The organism is Streptomyces sp. NBC_01716 (assembly GCF_036248275.1).
Taxonomy (GTDB): Bacteria; Actinomycetota; Actinomycetes; order Streptomycetales; family Streptomycetaceae; genus Streptomyces.
In genome coordinates this window covers 3804001-3822237 of record NZ_CP109181.1, presented here as the reverse complement: position 1 = coordinate 3822237, position 18237 = coordinate 3804001, and the positions used below count along the sequence as shown (strand labels likewise).

The 18237-nt window shown below is 69.6% G+C and carries 12 protein-coding genes and 1 tRNA gene; 7 read left to right on the top strand and 6 right to left on the bottom strand.

Annotated elements, in window-relative coordinates; all coding sequences use genetic code 11:
* Nucleotides 1-63: 63 nt before the first annotated feature.
* Nucleotides 64-2472 (top strand): lantibiotic dehydratase, encoded by a 2409-nt coding sequence (locus OIE74_RS16660; RefSeq protein ID WP_329383914.1) that lies wholly within the window; start codon nucleotides 64-66, stop codon nucleotides 2470-2472.
* Between the two features lie 18 nt (nucleotides 2473-2490).
* Nucleotides 2491-7563: a non-ribosomal peptide synthetase gene (locus tag OIE74_RS16655; RefSeq protein WP_329383911.1), complete on the top strand. Its 5073-nt coding sequence runs from the start codon at nucleotides 2491-2493 to the stop codon at nucleotides 7561-7563.
* A gap of 340 nt (nucleotides 7564-7903) precedes the next feature.
* Here the strand turns inward: OIE74_RS16655 and OIE74_RS16650 are convergent, their stop codons facing one another.
* Nucleotides 7904-9046 (bottom strand): ATP-binding protein, encoded by a 1143-nt coding sequence (locus tag OIE74_RS16650; protein WP_329383908.1) that lies wholly within the window; start codon nucleotides 9044-9046, stop codon nucleotides 7904-7906.
* Between the two features lie 248 nt (nucleotides 9047-9294).
* Between OIE74_RS16650 and OIE74_RS16645 the strand changes: the two genes are divergently transcribed.
* The gene (locus OIE74_RS16645; protein WP_329383905.1) at nucleotides 9295-10023 is read left to right on the top strand and encodes a DUF6193 family natural product biosynthesis protein; all 729 of its coding nucleotides are present in this window, start codon (nucleotides 9295-9297) and stop codon (nucleotides 10021-10023) included.
* Nucleotides 10024-10230: 207 nt separating this feature from the next.
* Here OIE74_RS16645 and OIE74_RS16640 read toward each other — a convergent pair.
* Both OIE74_RS16640 and OIE74_RS16635 read right to left on the bottom strand, forming a co-directional pair.
* Nucleotides 10231-10304: transfer RNA gene (locus tag OIE74_RS16640), tRNA-Pro, on the bottom strand.
* A gap of 97 nt (nucleotides 10305-10401) precedes the next feature.
* The gene (locus tag OIE74_RS16635) at nucleotides 10402-11340 is read right to left on the bottom strand and encodes a metallophosphoesterase (protein ID WP_329383902.1); all 939 of its coding nucleotides are present in this window, start codon (nucleotides 11338-11340) and stop codon (nucleotides 10402-10404) included.
* A 99-nt stretch (nucleotides 11341-11439) separates the two neighbouring features.
* On the opposite strand from OIE74_RS16635, the gene OIE74_RS16630 reads away from it, so the two are divergent.
* A complete protein-coding gene (locus tag OIE74_RS16630; RefSeq protein ID WP_329383899.1) occupies nucleotides 11440-11907 on the top strand; it encodes a GatB/YqeY domain-containing protein in 468 nt (155 codons plus the stop codon).
* A 95-nt stretch (nucleotides 11908-12002) separates the two neighbouring features.
* On the opposite strand, the gene OIE74_RS16625 is transcribed toward OIE74_RS16630, so the two are convergent.
* Nucleotides 12003-14237: a transglycosylase domain-containing protein gene (locus OIE74_RS16625; protein ID WP_329383897.1), complete on the bottom strand. Its 2235-nt coding sequence runs from the start codon at nucleotides 14235-14237 to the stop codon at nucleotides 12003-12005.
* A gap of 397 nt (nucleotides 14238-14634) precedes the next feature.
* Between OIE74_RS16625 and OIE74_RS16620 the strand changes: the two genes are divergently transcribed.
* Entirely contained in the window at nucleotides 14635-15012 is a 378-nt protein-coding gene (locus OIE74_RS16620) for a WhiB family transcriptional regulator (RefSeq protein WP_329383894.1), read from the top strand.
* A 136-nt stretch (nucleotides 15013-15148) separates the two neighbouring features.
* On the opposite strand, the gene OIE74_RS16615 is transcribed toward OIE74_RS16620, so the two are convergent.
* Nucleotides 15149-16498 carry an ArsA-related P-loop ATPase gene (locus OIE74_RS16615; protein WP_329383891.1) on the bottom strand — a complete coding sequence of 450 codons (1350 nt, stop codon included), beginning with the start codon at nucleotides 16496-16498 and terminating at the stop codon, nucleotides 15149-15151.
* Entirely contained in the window at nucleotides 16498-17457 is a 960-nt protein-coding gene (locus OIE74_RS16610; RefSeq protein WP_329383889.1) for an ArsA family ATPase, read from the bottom strand. Before OIE74_RS16610 ends, OIE74_RS16615 begins: the two co-directional genes overlap by 1 nt.
* Nucleotides 17458-17575: 118 nt before the next feature.
* Here OIE74_RS16610 and OIE74_RS16605 point away from each other — a divergent pair, with 118 nt between their 5' ends.
* Together OIE74_RS16605 and OIE74_RS16600 are read left to right on the top strand one after the other, a co-directional pair.
* The gene (locus tag OIE74_RS16605) at nucleotides 17576-17737 is read left to right on the top strand and encodes a DUF4177 domain-containing protein (RefSeq protein ID WP_075033571.1); all 162 of its coding nucleotides are present in this window, start codon (nucleotides 17576-17578) and stop codon (nucleotides 17735-17737) included.
* Complete coding sequence (locus OIE74_RS16600; RefSeq protein ID WP_329383887.1) at nucleotides 17734-18204, top strand: RidA family protein; 471 nt, start codon at nucleotides 17734-17736, stop codon at nucleotides 18202-18204. The genes OIE74_RS16605 and OIE74_RS16600 overlap by 4 nt, the downstream gene beginning before the upstream one ends.
* Nucleotides 18205-18237 lie beyond the last annotated feature (33 nt).

Below are 18237 nucleotides of genomic sequence, written 5' to 3'. Positions count from 1 at the left end.
GTCTTGGATCAGGCCCTGGATGTCCCCCGCCCCGCAGGCGGCCCCGGGAAGAATTGGTTGATCATGGAAAGTACGGAGTCCCGGGTGGCCGGGCTACGGGTCCCTCTCGGACAGGGCGAGTGGCTCGTATGGCGTGACTTCGCCGTACGCAGCTCGGGATTCCCGCTGTCCCGGCTGACCTCCACCGCCGACGAACGGTGCGGCGCCCTCGCCGACAGATACGCGGAAGACCCCGCCGCCGAGGCGGAGTTCCGCGCGTACTGGCCGACGGCCCTGGAGCGGAGCTGCCGCCGCATGCTGGAGACCGTCGAGTCCGGCGGCGTCCGGCAGGCTCTCCTGTGGCAGAGTCCCGGGGCTCTGGACCGCGTGGTCACCTGGCTGCACGACAGTGTCGGCAAGGGAAGCTATCTGCGGAACAGACGCCAGAAGCGGGACGAACTGACCCTCGTCAAATACCTCCAGCGCTACCACACGAAGAACGAGACGATCGGCTTCTTCGGACCGGTGGCCTGGGGAACCTTCGCCGGCCCCGGGGAGGAGTGCCGTGCCGTACCCGGGCCGCGGCTGTTCAAGGACCGGTCGGTCATCTTCGAGGTCTGGGCCCTCGCGGCTCTGGGCGATGCCTTCGCCGATGACATCGGGATCCGCCGGCATCTGCCACCGGCGCTGTCACCCCAAGTGGCCCTGCACGGGCGGGCCGTGCTGCGTTCCGATGCCCCGATGCTCGTACTCGACCGTACGCAGGCACTGGTCGGCGCGCTCTGCGACGGCCTGCGTACTCCCCGCGAGATCGCCGACGAGCTGACGCGCGCAGGCGGGTTGACGCGCGCCGGCGGGCCGACCCGCGTGGGTGACGGCGCGGCGGTGGCGCCGGACGCCGGTGATCCGGTCGAAGCGGTACTGGAACACCTCGACGCCCTGGCCGGGAAGGGCGTCGTCAACTGGGGTTTCGACATCCCGCCCAGCCCGGACGCCGCGGCGGCCCTGCGCGGCCAGCTGAGCGCGCTCCCCTCGTCGTACGGCCGGGACAGGGCTCTGGCCACACTCGGCGAACTGGACCGGTCGCGCCGCGAACTGCCCTGGTCGAACGTACCCGCGGCACAACTGGAAGCGGCGCTGAACGGTCTCGACGCCCAGTTCACCGAGGCCACCGGGGCGGCTGCGTACCGCGATTCGGGTCACGCCGCCAAGGGGCGACGCGTGGTGATCGAGGACTGCGCCCGCGATGTCGATGTCACCATCGGCACCGGGTTCCTCGACGGGACCGCGGCGGCGATGCGGCCTCTGCTGGACAGCGCCCGGTGGCTGATGCACCGCCTGGGCGACGTCTACACGACCGTCCTGGACGACACCTTCACCAAGCTCGGCGGAGAGCGGGGACAGGACGTACCCCTGTCGCAGCTGACGGCGCTGGCGATACCGGAGATCCAGACGGGCGCCGCCGACGCTCCGGTGATCGCCGAATTCCAGGACCGCTGGCGCGAGGTACTGGAGTACAACCCGCTCCGGGCCAGGCAGGACTACCGCACGGAGGAGATCCGGGACGCGGTCACCCAGGTGTTCGGCACACCTCAAGGCGCCGTGCTCCCCTGGCACTCGGCCGCCTACCACAGCCCCGACCTCATGATCGCCGAGGATCCCGGCGCCGGTGGGACCTTCGCCGTCATGGGGGAGATGCACCTCTCGCAGGTGAGCCACAACTCTCGTAACTTCAGCCGGTTCCACCCCGATCCGGAGCGTCTGGTCGCCGCCGGGGACGAGCACGAGCACCCGACGCCGTGGCATGTCCCGCTGTATCCGCGCAGCGTGGACAACCTCACCTCGCACTGGTACCCGACACCGGAACTGCAATCCCGGCGGCACACCTATCTGTCGTTCGGCCCGCGCTGCGGTGCCCGACCGGCTCCGCGTGACCTCACCGTACAAATCGACGCGCTCGCCGTCCGCAGATCGCCGCAGGGCCTGATCACAGTGCGCACAGACGGCGGCGGACCCCACGGGCACGGCACGCCGCTGCTCGAAACCGTGGCCGAGATGCTGGTCCAGCGCGCGACCGACCACTTCAGGCTCATGGCTCCACTGGAGCACACGCCACGGATCACCATCGGAAGGCTCGTTGTCGCGCGGGAGACCTGGCGGCCTCTCGCGGCCGGCGTCCCCGTGGGCAAGGGGACCGACGAGGCCGCGGCGTTCGCACGCCTCCGGCAGTGGGCACGCCGGCTGGGCATGCCCCGGCACATGTTCTGGCGCGTCCCCTGGGAGTCCAAGCCCATCTACCTGGACTTCGGCAACCCCCAGTTGGTGGGCCTGTTCGCCATGACCCTGCGGCGCGCCGAAGCGGGCGACGGCCACCGCGTCACGCTCACGGAAATGCTTCCGCGCCCCGACCAGCTGTGGCTGCGAGACGCCAGGGGCAGCACCTACACCAGCGAGATCCGGCTGGTGGCCGTCGACAACTCACGGAATTTCTAGGGCATTCGAGGGGAACACGTGTCACAGGCGAGCATCCCCGACGGCACCGCGCACCTGGCCGGCCCCACGGTCGAACGCGGCGCCCCGTACGGCATTCCAGGGCTGCTGCGTGGCACCCGGCTCCGGCAGCCCGACACGGTCGCGTGCGAGGAGAGCGGGGGACGGTCCCTGACCTACGCCGAACTCGACGCGCTCAGCGATGCCTTCGCGGACGACATCCTGACCGCGACCGGCGGGGAGACCGGCCCCGTCGCCCTCGTACTGCCCCGTGGCGCCGACATGCTCACCGCCTTGTTCGGCGTCCTCAAAGCGGGCTGCTGGTATGTGCCGTTCTCGCTGGACGAGCCGGCGGACCGGCTCGTACCGATGCTTCGTACCGCTCGTCCGCTCCTGGTCGTCGGCGGCGCGGAACACACCCACGCGGCGTTCCAGGACTCCGGGATCCCCCGGCTCGCCGTCCGCCGGGACCTCGGCGGGGCCCCGCGTCCGCCACGGGATCTGCCGAAGGCGGCCCCGGACCAGCCCGCGTATCTGATGTTCACCTCCGGATCGAGCGGCACGCCCAAGGGAGTTCTGCAAGGAGCCGGCGGCGTGGTCAACCGCGTCCTGTGGCAGGTGGAGCGTTACGGCTTCTCCCGCGACGACCGGATCCTGCAGAAGACCCCGTACACCTTCGACGTGGCCGGATGGGAGTTCTACGTGCCCGTGGCCGCCGGCGCCCGCACGGTGGTGCTGCCCGAGGGGGACCACCGGGACCCGATGCGCCTCACCCGGTTCATCCGTGACCACTCCATCACGGCATGCCATTTCGTACCGTCCATGCTGACGGAGTTCCTGCGGGTGGCGACACCCGGCGACGTCTCGTCGGTGCGCCACGTCTTCGCCAGCGGAGAAGCTCTGCCCGCGCCCCTGTGCGCCGCCTTCCACGAGGTCTTCGACGCGGCGGAACTGACCAATCTGTACGGGCCCACGGAGGCGGCCATCGAGGTGTCGTACTGGCCGGTGCCCCGCTCGCTCACCGCCGGTGACCAGGTCCGCATCGGACGGCCGGTCGACAACACCACCCTGCATGTCATGGACGAGGACGGCCGGCCGGTCCCCCTCGGCACACCGGGCGAACTGTGGATCGGAGGGACGCAGGTCGCGCTGGGATACGTGGACCGTCCCGAGGCGACGGCGAGCTCCTTCCCCGAGATCGACGGGCGGCGCTTCTACCGGACCGGTGACCTCGCGCAAGTCGTGGACGGCGAGATCCAGTTCCTCGGACGCGCCGACCACCAGCTCAAGGTCCGGGGTGTCCGGGTCGAGGCCGCGGAGGTGGAGCGCGCCCTGCTGAGACATCCGGCGGTCAAGGACGCCGTCGTGGCCGCCGTCACCGCGGACGGCGCGGCCGGTGCGGCTGGCGCGGCTGGCGCGGCCGACGCGGAATTCCTGGCGGCGCTCACCTCCACACACCCCGAAGCGCGCCCGGAGGCGGGGGAGTTGCGGACCCATCTCCGGAGTCTCCTGCCGGCGGCCTTCGTCCCCGCCGGCTTCCACTGGCTCCCCTCGATACCGAAGCTCACCTCCGGCAAGTCCGACCGGGGCGCGGTCGGCGAACTGCTGCGTTCCTGGTGGGCCGTGACGGAGCGTCCGGCCGAGGAGGAACCGGGGAGCGATCCGCTCGGTGCCCTGTGGTGGTCGGCCCTGCCCGCCGACCAGGCCGGGGAGGAGGACCAGGGCTTTCTCAGCATGGGCGGCCACTCACTCCAGGCCGTACGGCTGACGGGACGCATCCGCGCCGAACTCGGCGTGGAGGTACCGCTGTCGCTGCTGCTGTCGGACAACACCTCGCTGGCCGGGCTGCGGGCGGCCGTCCGGACCGCGGCACCCGGGGGCGGGCCGGCGGCCCCCGACGTCCTCACCGGTCCGGTCCCTCTCGCCGCCGGACAACGGGCGCTGTGGCTCATCAGCAGTCTGCACGGGGACCGGGCCGCGGCGTACAACGTGGTCGGCGCGGTGCGGCTGGCCGGCCGTGTCGACGTCGCCGCCCTCACCTCGGCGCTGGAAGATATGACGGTCCGTCACCAGGCCTTCCGTATACGTGTCGTGGAGAGACCCGACGACGAGCCCGCGCTCGAAGAGGTACCCGACGCGCGTGCCGCGCTCACCGTGCACGACACCACGGACCAGCTGTCCGAGGACCGGATGACCGAGTTCGTCCGCCGGGTCGCCGGTATCCCGCTGTCCCCGTCCCAAGCACCGCTCATGGCAGTCGGGTTGCTGCGCGGGCGAGGCGACGACGAGGCGCTTCTCGTCCTGTCCCTGCATCATCTGATCGCCGACCAGCACACGCTCGATCTGGCGCTGCACGATCTGGCCACCGCGTACCGGGGCAGGCTGCGCGGCACCGTACCCTCGCTGCCTCCCGCACCCGGCTTCCTCGGCCACGCCGCGGTCCGGGCCGACACCGGCCGCCTCACGAGCGACCTCACCTACTGGAAGAAGCTGCTCGGCGACGCGCCGACCGATTCCGCACTGCCCTTCGGACGCCCCGGTGGGCAGCCGTCGAGTTTCGCCGGCGAAAGCGTCACCCTGCGGCTGGACAGCGCGGACAGCGGACGCGTCGACGCGTTCTGCCGCGACCACGCCGTGACACCCTTCAATCTCTTCGTCACCGCCCTCGCGACGGTGGTACGGGGCTGGATCGGGCGCGACACCTTCGTCCTGGGAATCCCGGTCTCGCGGCGCCGGACGGCTGACCAGGACGAACTGGCCGGCTTTCTTCTCAACACCGTGCCGCTGCTGCTCACCGCGACCTCCGGCACCACGCCGGCGATGCTGCTCCGGCAGGTACGCAGCCGTCTCACCGAAGCGGTCGAGCACTCCACTCCGGACTTCGAGACGATCGTCCGGAGCCTGGAACTGCCGACCCGCCCGACGGACAATCCGCTGTTCCGGATCTGGGTCAACGACCTGTCCCAGGCGGAGCCCGTACCGGCGTTCGATCCGCTGAAGGCCACAGCCTTCCGGCCGGCGGGGCACGCCGCGCTCTTCGACGTCAACTTCTACATCCGGCGCGAACCGCACTACACACTGGAAGCGATCGTGGCGTCCGACCGCCTGCCGGTGGACATCGCCGACCATCTGCTCGACCAGACCCGGCACGTCCTGCGCCAGATCCTGGACAGTCCCGGTCTCCCGCTGAAGAGGATCACTCTGGCGCCCGGCGCCCCTGAGGCGTCGGTACCGATGTCCCCGGCCGACGGGGAGAGGAACGACAGCGTCGTAAGCCGGATACGGACCATCGCCGCCCGCACTCCGTCCGCTCCCGCCGTCAACAGCCCTGCGGAGGGCATCGGTTGCGGCTACGAGGAACTCCTGACCCACGCGGACGGAGTCTCAACCGCCCTGAAAGCAGCGGGAGTCGGACCGGGTGACCCCGTGCTGCTGCACGGCCGTCGAAGCGCCGCCCTGGTCTGCGCGCTCCTGGGCGTCTGGGGAGCCGGTGCGGCACCCGTACTGACGGACGCCTCGTTGCCTCCAGAGGTCGTGAACCAGTACCGCGACTTGGTCAACCCCGTCGCGGAAGTCACCATCCGCCCGTCCGCGACCCCCGCGTGGAACGTCACCGGCCCACGGGAAAGGGGCAACACCTCCACCGGTCGGGGACTGCACCCCCTGTCACACGTCCTGTTCACCTCCGGAACCACCGGCACCCCGGCGGCGGTCGTGGCCTCCCACACGGCCCTCACCCACAACCTGGACTGGTACCGCGCTTTCGTCGGCCCTTCGGCTTCGGACCGCGTCGCACTGCTCGGAGGGCTGGGGCACGACCCCCTTCTGCGTGACATCCTCGTACCGCTGCTGTCCGGCGGCACGCTGGTTGTTCCGCCGCAGACCGCCCTGGCCACACCGCGTGCCCTGTTCGACTTCCTCCGCCAGGAGCGGATCACTCTTCTGCACGGCACGCCGGCCCTGCTGGAAATGATCGCGGCCGGCCACGAGGAACAGCCGGCACACCGCCTTGACGCCCTGCGCTCCGTCCTCTCCTGCGGCGCACCCCTCACGGCCGGACTCGCCCGCAGAGTCCGTGAGTTCACCGACGCGCGGCTCATCAACGGGTACGGAGCCACCGAGACGCCGCAGATCGCGTCGTGCCATGTCGTCGCGGAGAGCGCCGGGAAGGTCGACCCGCGCCTGCCCGACGAGGAAGCCCTGCCCGTCGGCACCGGCGTCGCCGGAGCACAACTGCTGGTGGTCGACGAGGAGGGCGCGCCCTGCGCCGTCGGGCAGCGGGGGGAGGTCGTCGTACGCGGTCCCCATCTCGCGCTCGGCTATCTCACCGACGACCGCGACGCCGACCGCCTTTCAGGTCACACCTTCCACACCGGTGACCTCGGCCGCCTGGACCCCGACCACAACATCCGCCTCGACGGCCGCGGCGACCGTCTGGTCAACGTGGACGGCTTCCGTATCGCCCTCGCCCAGATCGAGGACGCGGCGCTCCGACACCCGGACATCCACCGGTCCCGGGCCCTGCTCGCCCCAAGCCCACTCGGCGACCGACTGGAACTGCATGTGACGCCCCGGCCCGAAACCTCACTCACCGGACCGGACGTACGCCGCCACCTGTCGGCCGTCCTTCCTCCCCACGCGATGCCGTCGGCCATCACCATCGGCGGCCAACTCCCCGCGCCCGGCCGCCACAAAGCCGCAGGCGCCTTCCGCCGGACGGCACCCCCGCCCACTCCGTCCGCCGAAAGCACCCCACTGCTCGCGGAGTTCGCAGCCCTGGCCCATGAAGCGCTCGGCACCCCGATCGACGTCGACGGCAACTTCTTCGACGTCGGCCTCACCTCGATCACCCTGCTCCGCTTCCACCGACTGGTGACGACCCGGCTCGGCCTCGATCTCCCGGTCTCGGCGCTCTTCACCTACCCCAACCTCCGCACCCTCGCGTTCCACGCCCAGAAGACGGCCCACCCCGAGGCCCCAGCCACCGCGTACAGCCCTCCCCCCAGAAGACCCACCCACCCCACCCCCTCCGCGGCCCGCCGCCGCGCCTTGCGCACGCTCCTCAGCCACCCCGAGCCCCCAGAAGCCACGTAGACCCGGGCGTTGTCAGTGGTGACTGCTAACTTCCCCATCAGAGATACGCCGGTTCGATGCTCTCCTCGAAGAGCACGGCGGCCAAGGGGGGTGGCCGGATAGGAGTCCCCGGACGACTGAGTCCCGGAACGCCGAATGGCTCCGCACCCACCCCCCTCACAATCTTCTGCTGCGCACAGGCCGCGCGGGGTAGGTAGCCCGGTCGACGCGGATCCGTCCCAGTGCTACGAAGGCTTTGGTACACGGCCCGGTCGGACATCGACACAGAGCTCCACCACACTGGAGGTCTTCGCCATGTTCAAGACCCGACCAGTGTCAACAACGCTCGTGATCAGTACATCTAGGTCCTGTCCGGGACGATCCGGCCGATGACGGCCGCGGCCTGCTCCGGGTGGCCCGCCATCCAGTTGGCGAGGTGCTCCCGGACGGCCTCGCCGAAGGAGGCGCGTACCGCGGCGTTGCCCAGTACACCGCGGGTGGCGCCCTGGAACTCGGGATGGTCCAGCTTCACCGACACGACAGCCGTCAGTCCCTCGCAGACCTGATCGGCACTGAGATCGAGGTCCGTGGCCGTCAGCAGTCGCCGCTCCCGTGCGTAGGCGTTCACCGCGACCGTCACGCCGTCGCGGAAGCCCACCATGTGTGTGCCGCCGCCGGGGGTGGGCCGGCTGTTGGCGAAGCTGCGGACCCGCTCCTCGCGGGACGTGCTCCACCGCAGGGCCGCCTCCGCCGTCCCTGCCATCCGCACGTCCTCCCATGCGAAGGCAATGACATCCGGGTGCACGGGCGTTCCTGCCGAGGTGTCGAGGAAGGCGACGAAGTCCCGTGCCTCGCCCAGGAACCGTACTGACCGGGGCTCGCCCGGAGGACGTGCGTCGGACAGCGAGATGCTCAGGCCCCGGTTCAGAAAGGCCAGTTCCCTGAAACGTTCCGCCAGCACGGCGAAGGAGCACTCCACGGTCTGGAAGATGTCGGAGTCGGGCCAGAAGGTGATGGTCGTCCCACTACCGGATACGGGCCCCACGGCCATGGACGGGGCGACGGCGACGCCGCGCTCGTACTCCCGAACCCAGCGGACTCCATCGTGCCGAACCACGGCCGTCAGGCGACTCGACAGGGCGTTGGCGACGCAAGGTCCGATGCCGGCCAGGCCCACAGCGGCGGTGTCGCGGCCGGCCTGCCGCGCTCCGGTATACGCACCGGTCAGCAGAGCCTCAAGGCCGGGCCCGGCGACCTCGACGGGGACACCCGCCCCGTCGTCGGCAACCCCCACGCCGCCGTCGCGCATGAGGGTGACATCGACGGAACCGGCGCGACCGGCCAGAACCTCGTTCACCGCCCGGCCAACGACCTCGAACACCGCCTGGTGCAGGCCACGTTCACCGGTAGAGCCGACGTACATCCCGGGCCGCTTCCGAATGGCCTCCGACCCCTGTAGCACGGTGATGCGGCTGGCGTCGTACCTGTTTGCACTCTCACTCACGAAGTCCCAGCCTAGGCACTTCCCCGGAAAACACCAGGTCATAGCCGGTGCGGCGAGGGCTTGGACGGACGGGTCAGCGCCTGCCCGGATACGGCTGCTCCAGGGTGCCGAGGTGCCCCCGCAGATGATGGCCACGCCCCGGCCGAGGCCGCGTACGGCCCCTTTCCCGGCGGCCCCAAGGCCCCTGATTTCAGGGCGACATACGGAGTGCCGTTCTCTCGGTGGCGTCGCGACGGCAGACTGTGGAAATGGACTCCGACCTCTACCCCGACCTGGCCGCCGCGGGCAGCCTGACCGCGGCATTGCAAGAGCTGGCGGCCGAACTCGGTGTTGTTCTCACGGTGGTTCCCCTTGAAGGGGGGTCCCCGGTGACGGCAGGCATCGCCACACCGGTCGCGGGGCGCAAACCACTGGCCGTCTACATCGGGGAAACGAGCCGCTGGTTCAGCGTCTCGGGTTGGAGCTCGGGGATCGAGCTCATCACCGGGGCCACGTCGGACCTGGAGGACGTCGTCAGAGCCGGCGCGGCGTGGGCACAGGACGGGAGTCTGGCGGAGCTGCTAGCTGGGCTGCCGTTTCTGCGGTCCAGCGCACGCGCCGAGGCTCACGAACGCGGGCCGGCGGCAGTGGTGGAGCTCCAGTGGCAAACGATGCGGGAACAGGCGGCCGAGACCCCGGATTTCCCCGAGTTCGCCGCACTGGTGGAAGCGGCTCATGCTGAACCAGCCCTGCGCCAGCTCTACGTGTTCTCCAGCCACTGGACGCTTGGCTTCAGCTCCTGCACCGGATTCCCGTTCTCCGTTCAAGCGGGCATCGCTCCCTCGCGTGCCGCCGGTCCGTACCGCGTGATGAAGCACCCACAACCCGAGGTACTCGCCGAGACGCCCACGGCGGAAGAGGCCGTCGCCCTGGCGGTGTCCTACCTCCCCAGCGGCCTCGGCCCGGCCGTAGGAGGAACTGCCGACCAAAATGAGTGACGCGCGCAACACACCAGGCTTCGGGGGCCGTGAGGTGCCCGATCCGGGCTCCTGGCGTGCACTCGATCATTCCGCCCATGTCGGTGGACAACCACGAGCCCACGGGAGCGGAGCGTTACGTCGACTCCGTCCTTGTCCGATCACCTGAGACGCAGCAAGGGCCTGATCCTCACTGAGGATCAGGCCCGTGACCTGCTGCTTTGGCTGTCGGGGTGGCGGGATTTGAACCCACGACCTCTTCGTCCCGAACGAAGCGCGCTGCCAAGCTGCGCTACACCCCGATGTCGCCCGTGTCGCTGCGACATCGATTACTTTAGCCCACCCGCGCCCGCAGGCGAAATCCGGTTTAGGGCGCCGTTGAGGGTGGTGCGGCCACCGTCAACGGCGGGGGACCAGCGTCAGGAGGGTGGCCTCCGGGGGGCAGGCGAAGCGGACCGGGGTGTAGCGGTTCGTGCCGCAGCCCGCTGAGACGTGGAGGTAGGACGTGTGGCCCCCCGCGTCGTACGTGGAGAGGCCCCTCGCGCGGTCCGTGTCCAGGTCGCAGTTGGTGACCAGTGCTCCGTAGAACGGGATGCGGAGCTGGCCCCCGTGGGTGTGGCCGCCCAGGATCAGGGGGTAGCCGTCCGATGTGAAGGCGTCCAGTGTGCGGAGGTACGGGGCGTGGACCACGGCGATCGAGAGGGACGCGTCCTTCTCCGGGCCGCCCGCGACCTCCGCGTAGCGGTCGCGCTTGATGTGGGGGTCGTCGACGCCCGTGAAGGCGATCTCGTGGCCGTCGATCTTGAGCCGGCCGCGGGCGTTGGTGAGGCCCACCCAGCCCGCCTCGTCGAAGGCGTCGCGCATCGGCTCCCACGGGTTGTGGACGACGTTCACGGCCGGCGCGTTGCCGTTCAGACCGTGCTTGCCCTGGGCCTTCTCAAGGAGGTAGCGCGCCGGGTTGCGCAGCGCGGGGCCGTAGTAGTCGTTGGAGCCGAAGACGTAGACGCCCGGGAACTCCATCAGCGGGCCCAGCGCGTCGAGCACCTCCGGTACGCCCTCCTGGTCGGAGAGGTTGTCGCCGGTGTTCACCACGAAGTCGGGGCGCAGGCCGGCCAGCGAGCGGAGCCAGCGCTGCTTCTTGCGCTGGCCGCGGACCATATGGATGTCCGAGACCTGGAGGATCCGCAACGGTCGCATGCCCTCCGGAAGTACGGGTACGGAGACCCGTCGCAGCCGGAAGGAGCGGGCCTCGAAACCGGCGGCGTAGGCGATGCCGGCCACGCCGACGGCCGCGATTCCTGCGGTGACTTTCAGGGGGACTCCGTAGCGTGCGCGCATGGTGTCATCGTCGCAGACTCGGGCCGCCCTGCCGGGCACACCCCGGCGGCCCGGAAAACCGGACGGCGCGTCCTGGGGCGTACCTGACACACTGTCCGTATGACCACGCTCAAGTCCACGCTGCACGACGACCTCATCGCCGCGATCAAGGCACGCGACGAGCTGCGCTCCGCCACCCTCCGGCTGACCCTCGCCGCGATCTCCAAGGAAGAGGTCTCCGGCAAGGCGGCGCGCGAGCTCTCCGACGACGAGGTGCAGAAGGTGATCGCCAAGGAGGCCAAGAAGCGCCGCGAGGCGGCCGAGGCCTTCGCGCAGGGCGGGCGCGCCGAGCAGGCCGAGCGGGAGAAGGCCGAGGGCGTACTGCTCGACGCGTATCTGCCGCAGCAGCTCACCGACGACGAGCTCGGCGAGATCGTCGCGCAGGCCGTGGGCGAGGCGAAGGCCGCCGGCGCCGAGGGGCCGCGCGCCATGGGCGCCGTCATGAAGATCGTCGGGCCGAAGGTCGCCGGGCGGGCGGAGGGCGGCCGGGTCGCCGCCGCCGTCAAGCAGAGACTGGCCTCAGCCTGAAGGACATGAAAAGCCTGAAGGCATGAAGAAGAAGGCATGAAGAAGGGGGGCCCGACGAATCCTGATCGTCGCGGCCCCCCTTCCTCTGCTACTTCCTAGCCGAACGTCCCCGGGAAGCCCGGGAACGGATTGTCCCCGTCGCTGTCGCCGTTGCCCGGGTCCTGGTCGCCGTTGTCGCCGCGGTTGTCGCCACCGCCGTTGCCGTTCCCACCGTTGTCGTTCCCGGGCTTGTCGCGGTCCCGGTCACGGTCCTCGTCCCTGTCGCCCTTGTCCTTCTCCGGGTTCGGGATGTTGATGGTGTTGAAGGCGGGCGCCTCCTTGCCGTCCAGCGCGCCGCTCATCGCGTCGCGCCAGATCGGTCCTGGCACCGCGCCACCGAAGACCTTGTCGTGGTACTGGCCGCCGATGGTGATGTCCACCATTTTCTTCTTGTGCTGCGGGTCACCGACCCACACCGCGCCCGCCATGTTCGGCGTGTAGCCCACGAACCACGCGGCGAGCCGGAAGTCGGTCGTACCCGTCTTGCCGGCGCTCGGCCTGCTGCCGAGCCCCGCCTCCTGGCCCGTACCGTCCTCGACCACGCCCTCCAGCAGCGTGTTTATGGTGTCGGCCGTCTTCTCCGACATCGCCCGCGAGCAGGTCGACTTCGGGACGTCCAGCTCCTTGCCGTTCGGGCCGGTGATCGACTCGATGGCGATCGGGGTGCAGTACGTGCCGCGGTTGGCGAACGTCGCGTAGCCGGACGCCATCGTCAGCGGCGACATCTCCTGCGTGCCCAGCGTGATCGACGGGACCTGGTCGATCGGCTTGCCGTTGGCCCGCTCGACGCCCATCTTCCTGGCCAGCTCGGTCACCGGGCAGACGCCGATCTGGCTGATCAGCTGTACGTAGTAGGTGTTGACCGACTTGGCGGTCGCTTCCTTCATCCCGTACGGGCCGACCTCGGTCTCGTTCTCGTTCTCGACCGGGACGCCCTGGTCCGTCCACGGGCCCTTGCAGGTCTGCACCGGGCTCGGGTAGTCCATCTGGTACGGCGAGGGGTACGACTGGGTCGGCTGGATGCCCTGCTCCAGGGCCGCCGCCGCGACGATGGGCTTGAACGTCGAGCCCGGCTGGTAGCCGGCGCCGCCGCCCATCTCCTCGTCGACGGAGAGGTTCATGTACGTCTCGTTCTTGCCGCCGCCGTACGGCCGCGACTGGCCCATCGCGAGGACCTTGCCGGTGCCCGGCTCGACGATCGACAGCGCCGTGGCGACCTCGTCCGTCTTGTAGACGTGGTTCTTGATCGACTCCTGCGCCGACTCCTGCGCCTGCGGGTCGAGCGTCGTACGGATGGTCAGCCCGCCCTGGTTCCAGACCTTGGCCCGGTCCTCCTGCGTCTTGCCGAAGGCGGAGTCGGTGAGGAACACCTTCCGTACGTAGTCGCAGAAGAAGCCCGCGCCCTTGACCGCCGTGATGCAGCCGTTCTTGGGTGTGCTGACCTTCAGCGCGATCTCGGTGTTTTTCGCGCGGTCGGCCTCGGCCTGCGAGATGTCCTTCACGTCGGCCATGCGCTGTATCACGGTGTTACGGCGCTTGGTCGCCTCTTCCCGGTCGTTCACCGGGTCGTACCGGCTCGGTGACTGGACGAGGCCCGCCAGCAGCGCCGCCTCCTCCAGCTTCAAGTCCTTGGCGGACTTGGAGAAGTAGCGGTGCGAAGCGGCCTCGATGCCGTACGCCTGCTGTCCGAAGAAGGTGATGTTCAGGTAGTTCTCAAGGATCTTCTTCTTGCCCAGCTCCTCCTCGACCTGGATCGCGAACTTGAGCTCGCGGATCTTGCGGCCGATGGTCTGCTGGGTGGCCTGGGCGACCTTGTCGGGGTCGTCGCCGGCTTCTTCCACGAAGACGTTCTTCACATACTGCTGGGTGAGGGTCGAGGCGCCCTGGGAGACGCCGCCCGACTGCGCGTTGCGATTGGCCGCCCGCAGAACGCCCTTGAGGTCGACCGCCCCGTGCTCGTAGAAGCGTGAGTCCTCGATCGCGACGATCGCCTTCTGCATGTAGGGCGAGATGTCGGTGAGAGGGACCACGGTCCGGTCGCGCGAGTAGACGGTGGCGATGGGGCCGCCGTCCTTGTCGAGGATCGTGGTGCGCTGACTGAGCGGCGGCGTCTTGAGATTGGCCGGGATCTCGTCGAATCCCTCGACGGTCCCCTTGGCCGCCAGGCCCAGAACTCCGAAGGCGGGCAAGGCGATTCCCGCCAGTACGGCTCCCGCGAGCACACTGACACCGAGGAACTTGGCGGCCTGCTGGGTCCCGGTCAGACCGCCGCCCGAGCGCTTCTTTGGCATGACAGCAGCCTACGTTCTCATTCGCCGGACACGCACAAAGGCTCTGGCCTAAGCTGAACTCAACTGTCACAGCAGTGCGGTTTCGTATCAAGTCACCGACGTGAACATCCGGCTAACCGTAAAGCGTCGGAAGTCCCGTCCGATTCCGCCCGGTACGTCCTCTGGCGTCCGTTGCTACTCAGGAGAGTTGACCCGACTTGTCGGGTTCGTCGCTCATGTCTCTGGGTCACTCCCCTGGGTGATCTGCCGCGTACGCATAGTCCGTTCGGGCCATTCAAGATTGGGCCCGAAGGGGGTGTTGTGCTGTGCCCACCTTCCGTAACGTCCTCAACTGGCAGCGGTGAATATGCCGCTTCCGCCGTGGGGGAGCCTCGATTCGGGAGAGGACGGCGCCGCGATGGGCTGGGTAACCGACTGGAGTGCGCAAGCAGCATGCCGCACTACCGATCCGGATGAATTGTTCGTACAGGGCGCAGCGCAGAACAGGGCCAAGGCGGTGTGCACCGGATGCCCGGTGCGGACGGAGTGCCTGGCCGACGCGCTGGACAACCGCGTCGAATTCGGCGTGTGGGGCGGAATGACCGAGCGGGAGCGGCGCGCATTGCTGCGCAGACGCCCCACTGTCACCTCATGGCGACGGCTGCTCGAAACCGCACGCACCGAGTACGAGCGCAGCGCGGGCATTCTGCCCGCCGGCCTTGAGGACGACGACGAGACGTACGGCTCACGCCATTACGCCGACGTCATCGACGACACGTGGGCGGCGGTGGGGTAGGCCGCCGTACGGCAGGCAAGCGCGAAACCGGCACGCACCACGCAGCAAGCACCACGTACCAAGCAGGCGGCAGGAAGCACCAGGCACCGCGCGCATGCGCGGAGCACGCCCTGGCGGGGCGCCCCACACCCGTCGGTCACGCGGCCCCGGTCGCCGTGCTCCCGCCCGCGAGGCGTTCACCGATGGTCCGGAGCCCGGCGAGGTCGTGCACGTCGCCGGGCAGTGCCGCCACCTCGGCCACCGGCACCTCCGGGTGGAGCGCGGTGAAACGGTCGCGGGTGCGCTGCTCACGCTTGAGCACCTGCATACGCTCGGCGTGCAGGCGCAGCAGACCGGCCGTCAGCTGATTCACCGACGGCGGTTCGGGTGTCGCTGATTCCGGTTCCTGGTGCGGGAGTTCGGATGCCTGGGGGGCGGGGTCCTGCGATGTCTGTGGGTTTTGCGGTGCCTGTGGGTCCTGCGGTGCCAGGGCGGTTTCGGGAGAGGAGCCCGCGGGGGCGGCGGCCTCACGCACACCATTCTTCCCGCCGGCCTGATCCACAATGCGGCCCTCTTCAAGATTTTCCGCGGCGGCCCGCGCCCGCTCGGCCGACAGCCGCGCGGCGCCGCTGCCGTGCACCCTGTTGAGGACCAGACCCGCGAGCGGCATCCCCTCGGCGGCCAGCCGCTCCACGAAGTACGCCGCCTCGCGCAGCGCGTCCCGCTCCGGCGCCGCGACCACCAGGAAGGCCGTGCCGGGCGCCTGGAGCAGCCGGTACGTCGCGTCCGCGCGCGTACGGAATCCGCCGAACATCGTGTCCATCGCGGCCACGAACGTCTGTACGTCACGCAGGAATTGGCCGCCGAGCAGCTTCCCGAGTGTGCCGGTCATCATCGACATCCCGACGTTCAGGAACTTCATCCCCGCCCGGCCGCCCATCTTCGCCGGCGCCATCAGCAGCCGGATGAACTTCCCGTCCAGGAACGAACCCAGCCGCTTCGGCGCGTCCAGGAAGTCGAGCGCGGAGCGCGACGGCGGGGTGTCGACGACGATCAGGTCCCACTCGTCGCGGGCCCGCAGCTGCCCCAGCTTCTCCATCGCCATGTACTCCTGCGTGCCCGCGAAACCGGCCGACAGGGACTGGTAGAAGGGGTTCTCCAGGATGGCGCGCGCCCGGTCCTGGTCCGCGTGCGCCTCGACGATCTCGTCGAAGGTGCGCTTCATGTCGAGCATCATCGCGTGCAGTTCGCCCGCGCCCTCGATGCCCTTGACCTGCCGGGGGGTGTTGTCGAGAGAGTCGATGCCCATGGACTGGGCGAGCCTGCGGGCCGGGTCGATGGTCAGCACGACCACCTTGCGGCCACGCTCCGCCGCCCGTACGCCGAGAGCCGCCGCCGTCGTCGTCTTGCCGACGCCGCCGGAGCCGCAGCACACGATGATGCGCGTCTCGGGGTCGTCGAGCAGCGGATCGACTTCGAGCGGGGCAGCCGCCGGGTCCAGAGTCATCAGGCCTCCCCAAGATTCCGTAGCTCCCCCGCCAGGCGGTACAGACCGGCGAGGTCCATGCCCTCGCCGATCAGGGGGAGTTCGTACGTAGGCAGCCCGAGCTTCGCGAGGAGGGCGCGCTGCTCGCGCTCCAGCTCCACGCGCTGGGCGTGCTCGGCGGCCTGCTGCAGGAGGGGTCCAACGAGCTTCGTGGGCGCGCTCACCCCGGCCGCCGCGAGCGCCTTGGTGACCTCCTTACGACGGTCGCCCGCCACGCCGTTGACCGCCTCCTCATCGAGGACGTGCGGGCGCACCATGTTCACGATCACCTTGCCGACGGGCAGTTCGGCGCCGCGCAGCTCGCCGATGCCGTCGGCGGTCTCCTGGACCGGCATCTCCTCAAGAAGGGTCACCAGATGCACGGCGGTCCCGGGCGACTTGAGCACCCGCATGACGGCCTGCGCCTGGTTGTATATCGGCCCTATCTTCGCAAGCCCGGCCACCTCGTCGTTCACGTTCAGGAAGCGCGTGATGCGGCCGGTGGGCGGCGCGTCCATCACCACGTAGTCGTAACTGAACCGGCCCCGCTTGTCCCGGCGGCGAACGGCCTCGCACGCCTTGCCGGTCAGCAGGACGTCCCGGACGCCCGGCGCGATGGTGGTGGCGAAGTCGATGGCGCCGATCTTCTTCAGGGCGCGGCCCGCGCTGCCGAGCTTGTAGAACATCTGGAGGTAGTCGAGAAGCGCCCGCTCGGCGTCTATGGCCAGCGCGTACACCTCGCCGCCGCCCGGGGCGACGGCGATCTTTCGTTCCTCGTAAGGAAGCGCCTCCGTTTCGAAGAGCTGTGCGATGCCCTGTCTGCCCTCGACCTCCACAAGGAGGGTGCGCTTGCCCTCCGTCGCGAGGGCGAGCGCGAGGGCCGCGGCGACCGTGGTCTTACCGGTCCCGCCCTTGCCGCTGACGACCTGGAACCTGCTCACACATTCGAGCCTAACCAGTCGGGCACCGGGCTACGCACGTGGTCGTCCGGAGGCTCCGTACGAGATCCTCGTCGGGCTCCGTACGAGGTCGTGGCACAGTGCCGATACAGTCGGGCCCATGACGAAGTGGGAATACGCGACGGTGCCTCTTCTCGTGCACGCGACGAAGCAGATTCTGGACACCTGGGGCGAGGACGGCTGGGAACTGGTCCAGGTCGTTCCGGGGCCGAACAACCCCGAGCAGCTGGTGGCCTATCTGAAGCGAGAGAAGTCCGCGTGAGCGGCGTGGCCGAGGCGGCCCTCGCTGAACTGGGGCTGACCGTTCCGCAGGTCGTACCGCCTCTGGCGGCGTATCAGCCCGCCGTACGGACGGGGGCGTACGTCTACACGGCGGGGCAGCTCCCGATGGTGGACGGTGAGCTTCCGCTGACCGGCAAGGTCGGCGCCGAGGTGACGGCGGAGGAGGCCAAGGACCTCGCCCGGATCTGCGCGCTGAACGCGCTGGCCGCCGTGAAGTCCGTCATCGGCGACCTGGACCGCGTGGAGCGCGTCGTGAAGGTCGTCGGGTTCGTCGCCTCCGCCCCGGACTTCACGGGCCAGCCGGCCGTCCTCAACGGGGCGAGCGAGCTGTTCGGGAAGGTCTTCGGTGACAAGGGCGTGCACGCGCGCAGCGCGGTGGGCGTCGCCGTCCTGCCGCTGGACGCCCCCGTCGAGATCGAGATCCAGGTGGAAGTGGCCGCGGACTGAGCGGCTGACGCGTCCGCGCGGCCGGGCCGGCCG

Bases quoted from the DNA above. Each gene is read 5' to 3' on its own strand.
- OIE74_RS16660 (WP_329383914.1), top strand. From the start codon at position 64: ATGGAAAGTACGGAGTCCCGGGTGGCCGGGCTACGGGTCCCTCTCGGA.
- OIE74_RS16645 (WP_329383905.1), top strand. From the start codon at position 9,295: ATGGACTCCGACCTCTACCCCGACCTGGCCGCCGCGGGCAGCCTGACC.
- OIE74_RS16635 (WP_329383902.1), bottom strand. From the start codon at position 11,340: ATGCGCGCACGCTACGGAGTCCCCCTGAAAGTCACCGCAGGAATCGCG.
- OIE74_RS16630 (WP_329383899.1), top strand. From the start codon at position 11,440: ATGACCACGCTCAAGTCCACGCTGCACGACGACCTCATCGCCGCGATC.
- OIE74_RS16625 (WP_329383897.1), bottom strand. From the start codon at position 14,237: ATGCCAAAGAAGCGCTCGGGCGGCGGTCTGACCGGGACCCAGCAGGCC.
- OIE74_RS16620 (WP_329383894.1), top strand. From the start codon at position 14,635: ATGGGCTGGGTAACCGACTGGAGTGCGCAAGCAGCATGCCGCACTACC.
- OIE74_RS16615 (WP_329383891.1), bottom strand. From the start codon at position 16,498: ATGACTCTGGACCCGGCGGCTGCCCCGCTCGAAGTCGATCCGCTGCTC.
- OIE74_RS16605 (WP_075033571.1), top strand. From the start codon at position 17,576: ATGACGAAGTGGGAATACGCGACGGTGCCTCTTCTCGTGCACGCGACG.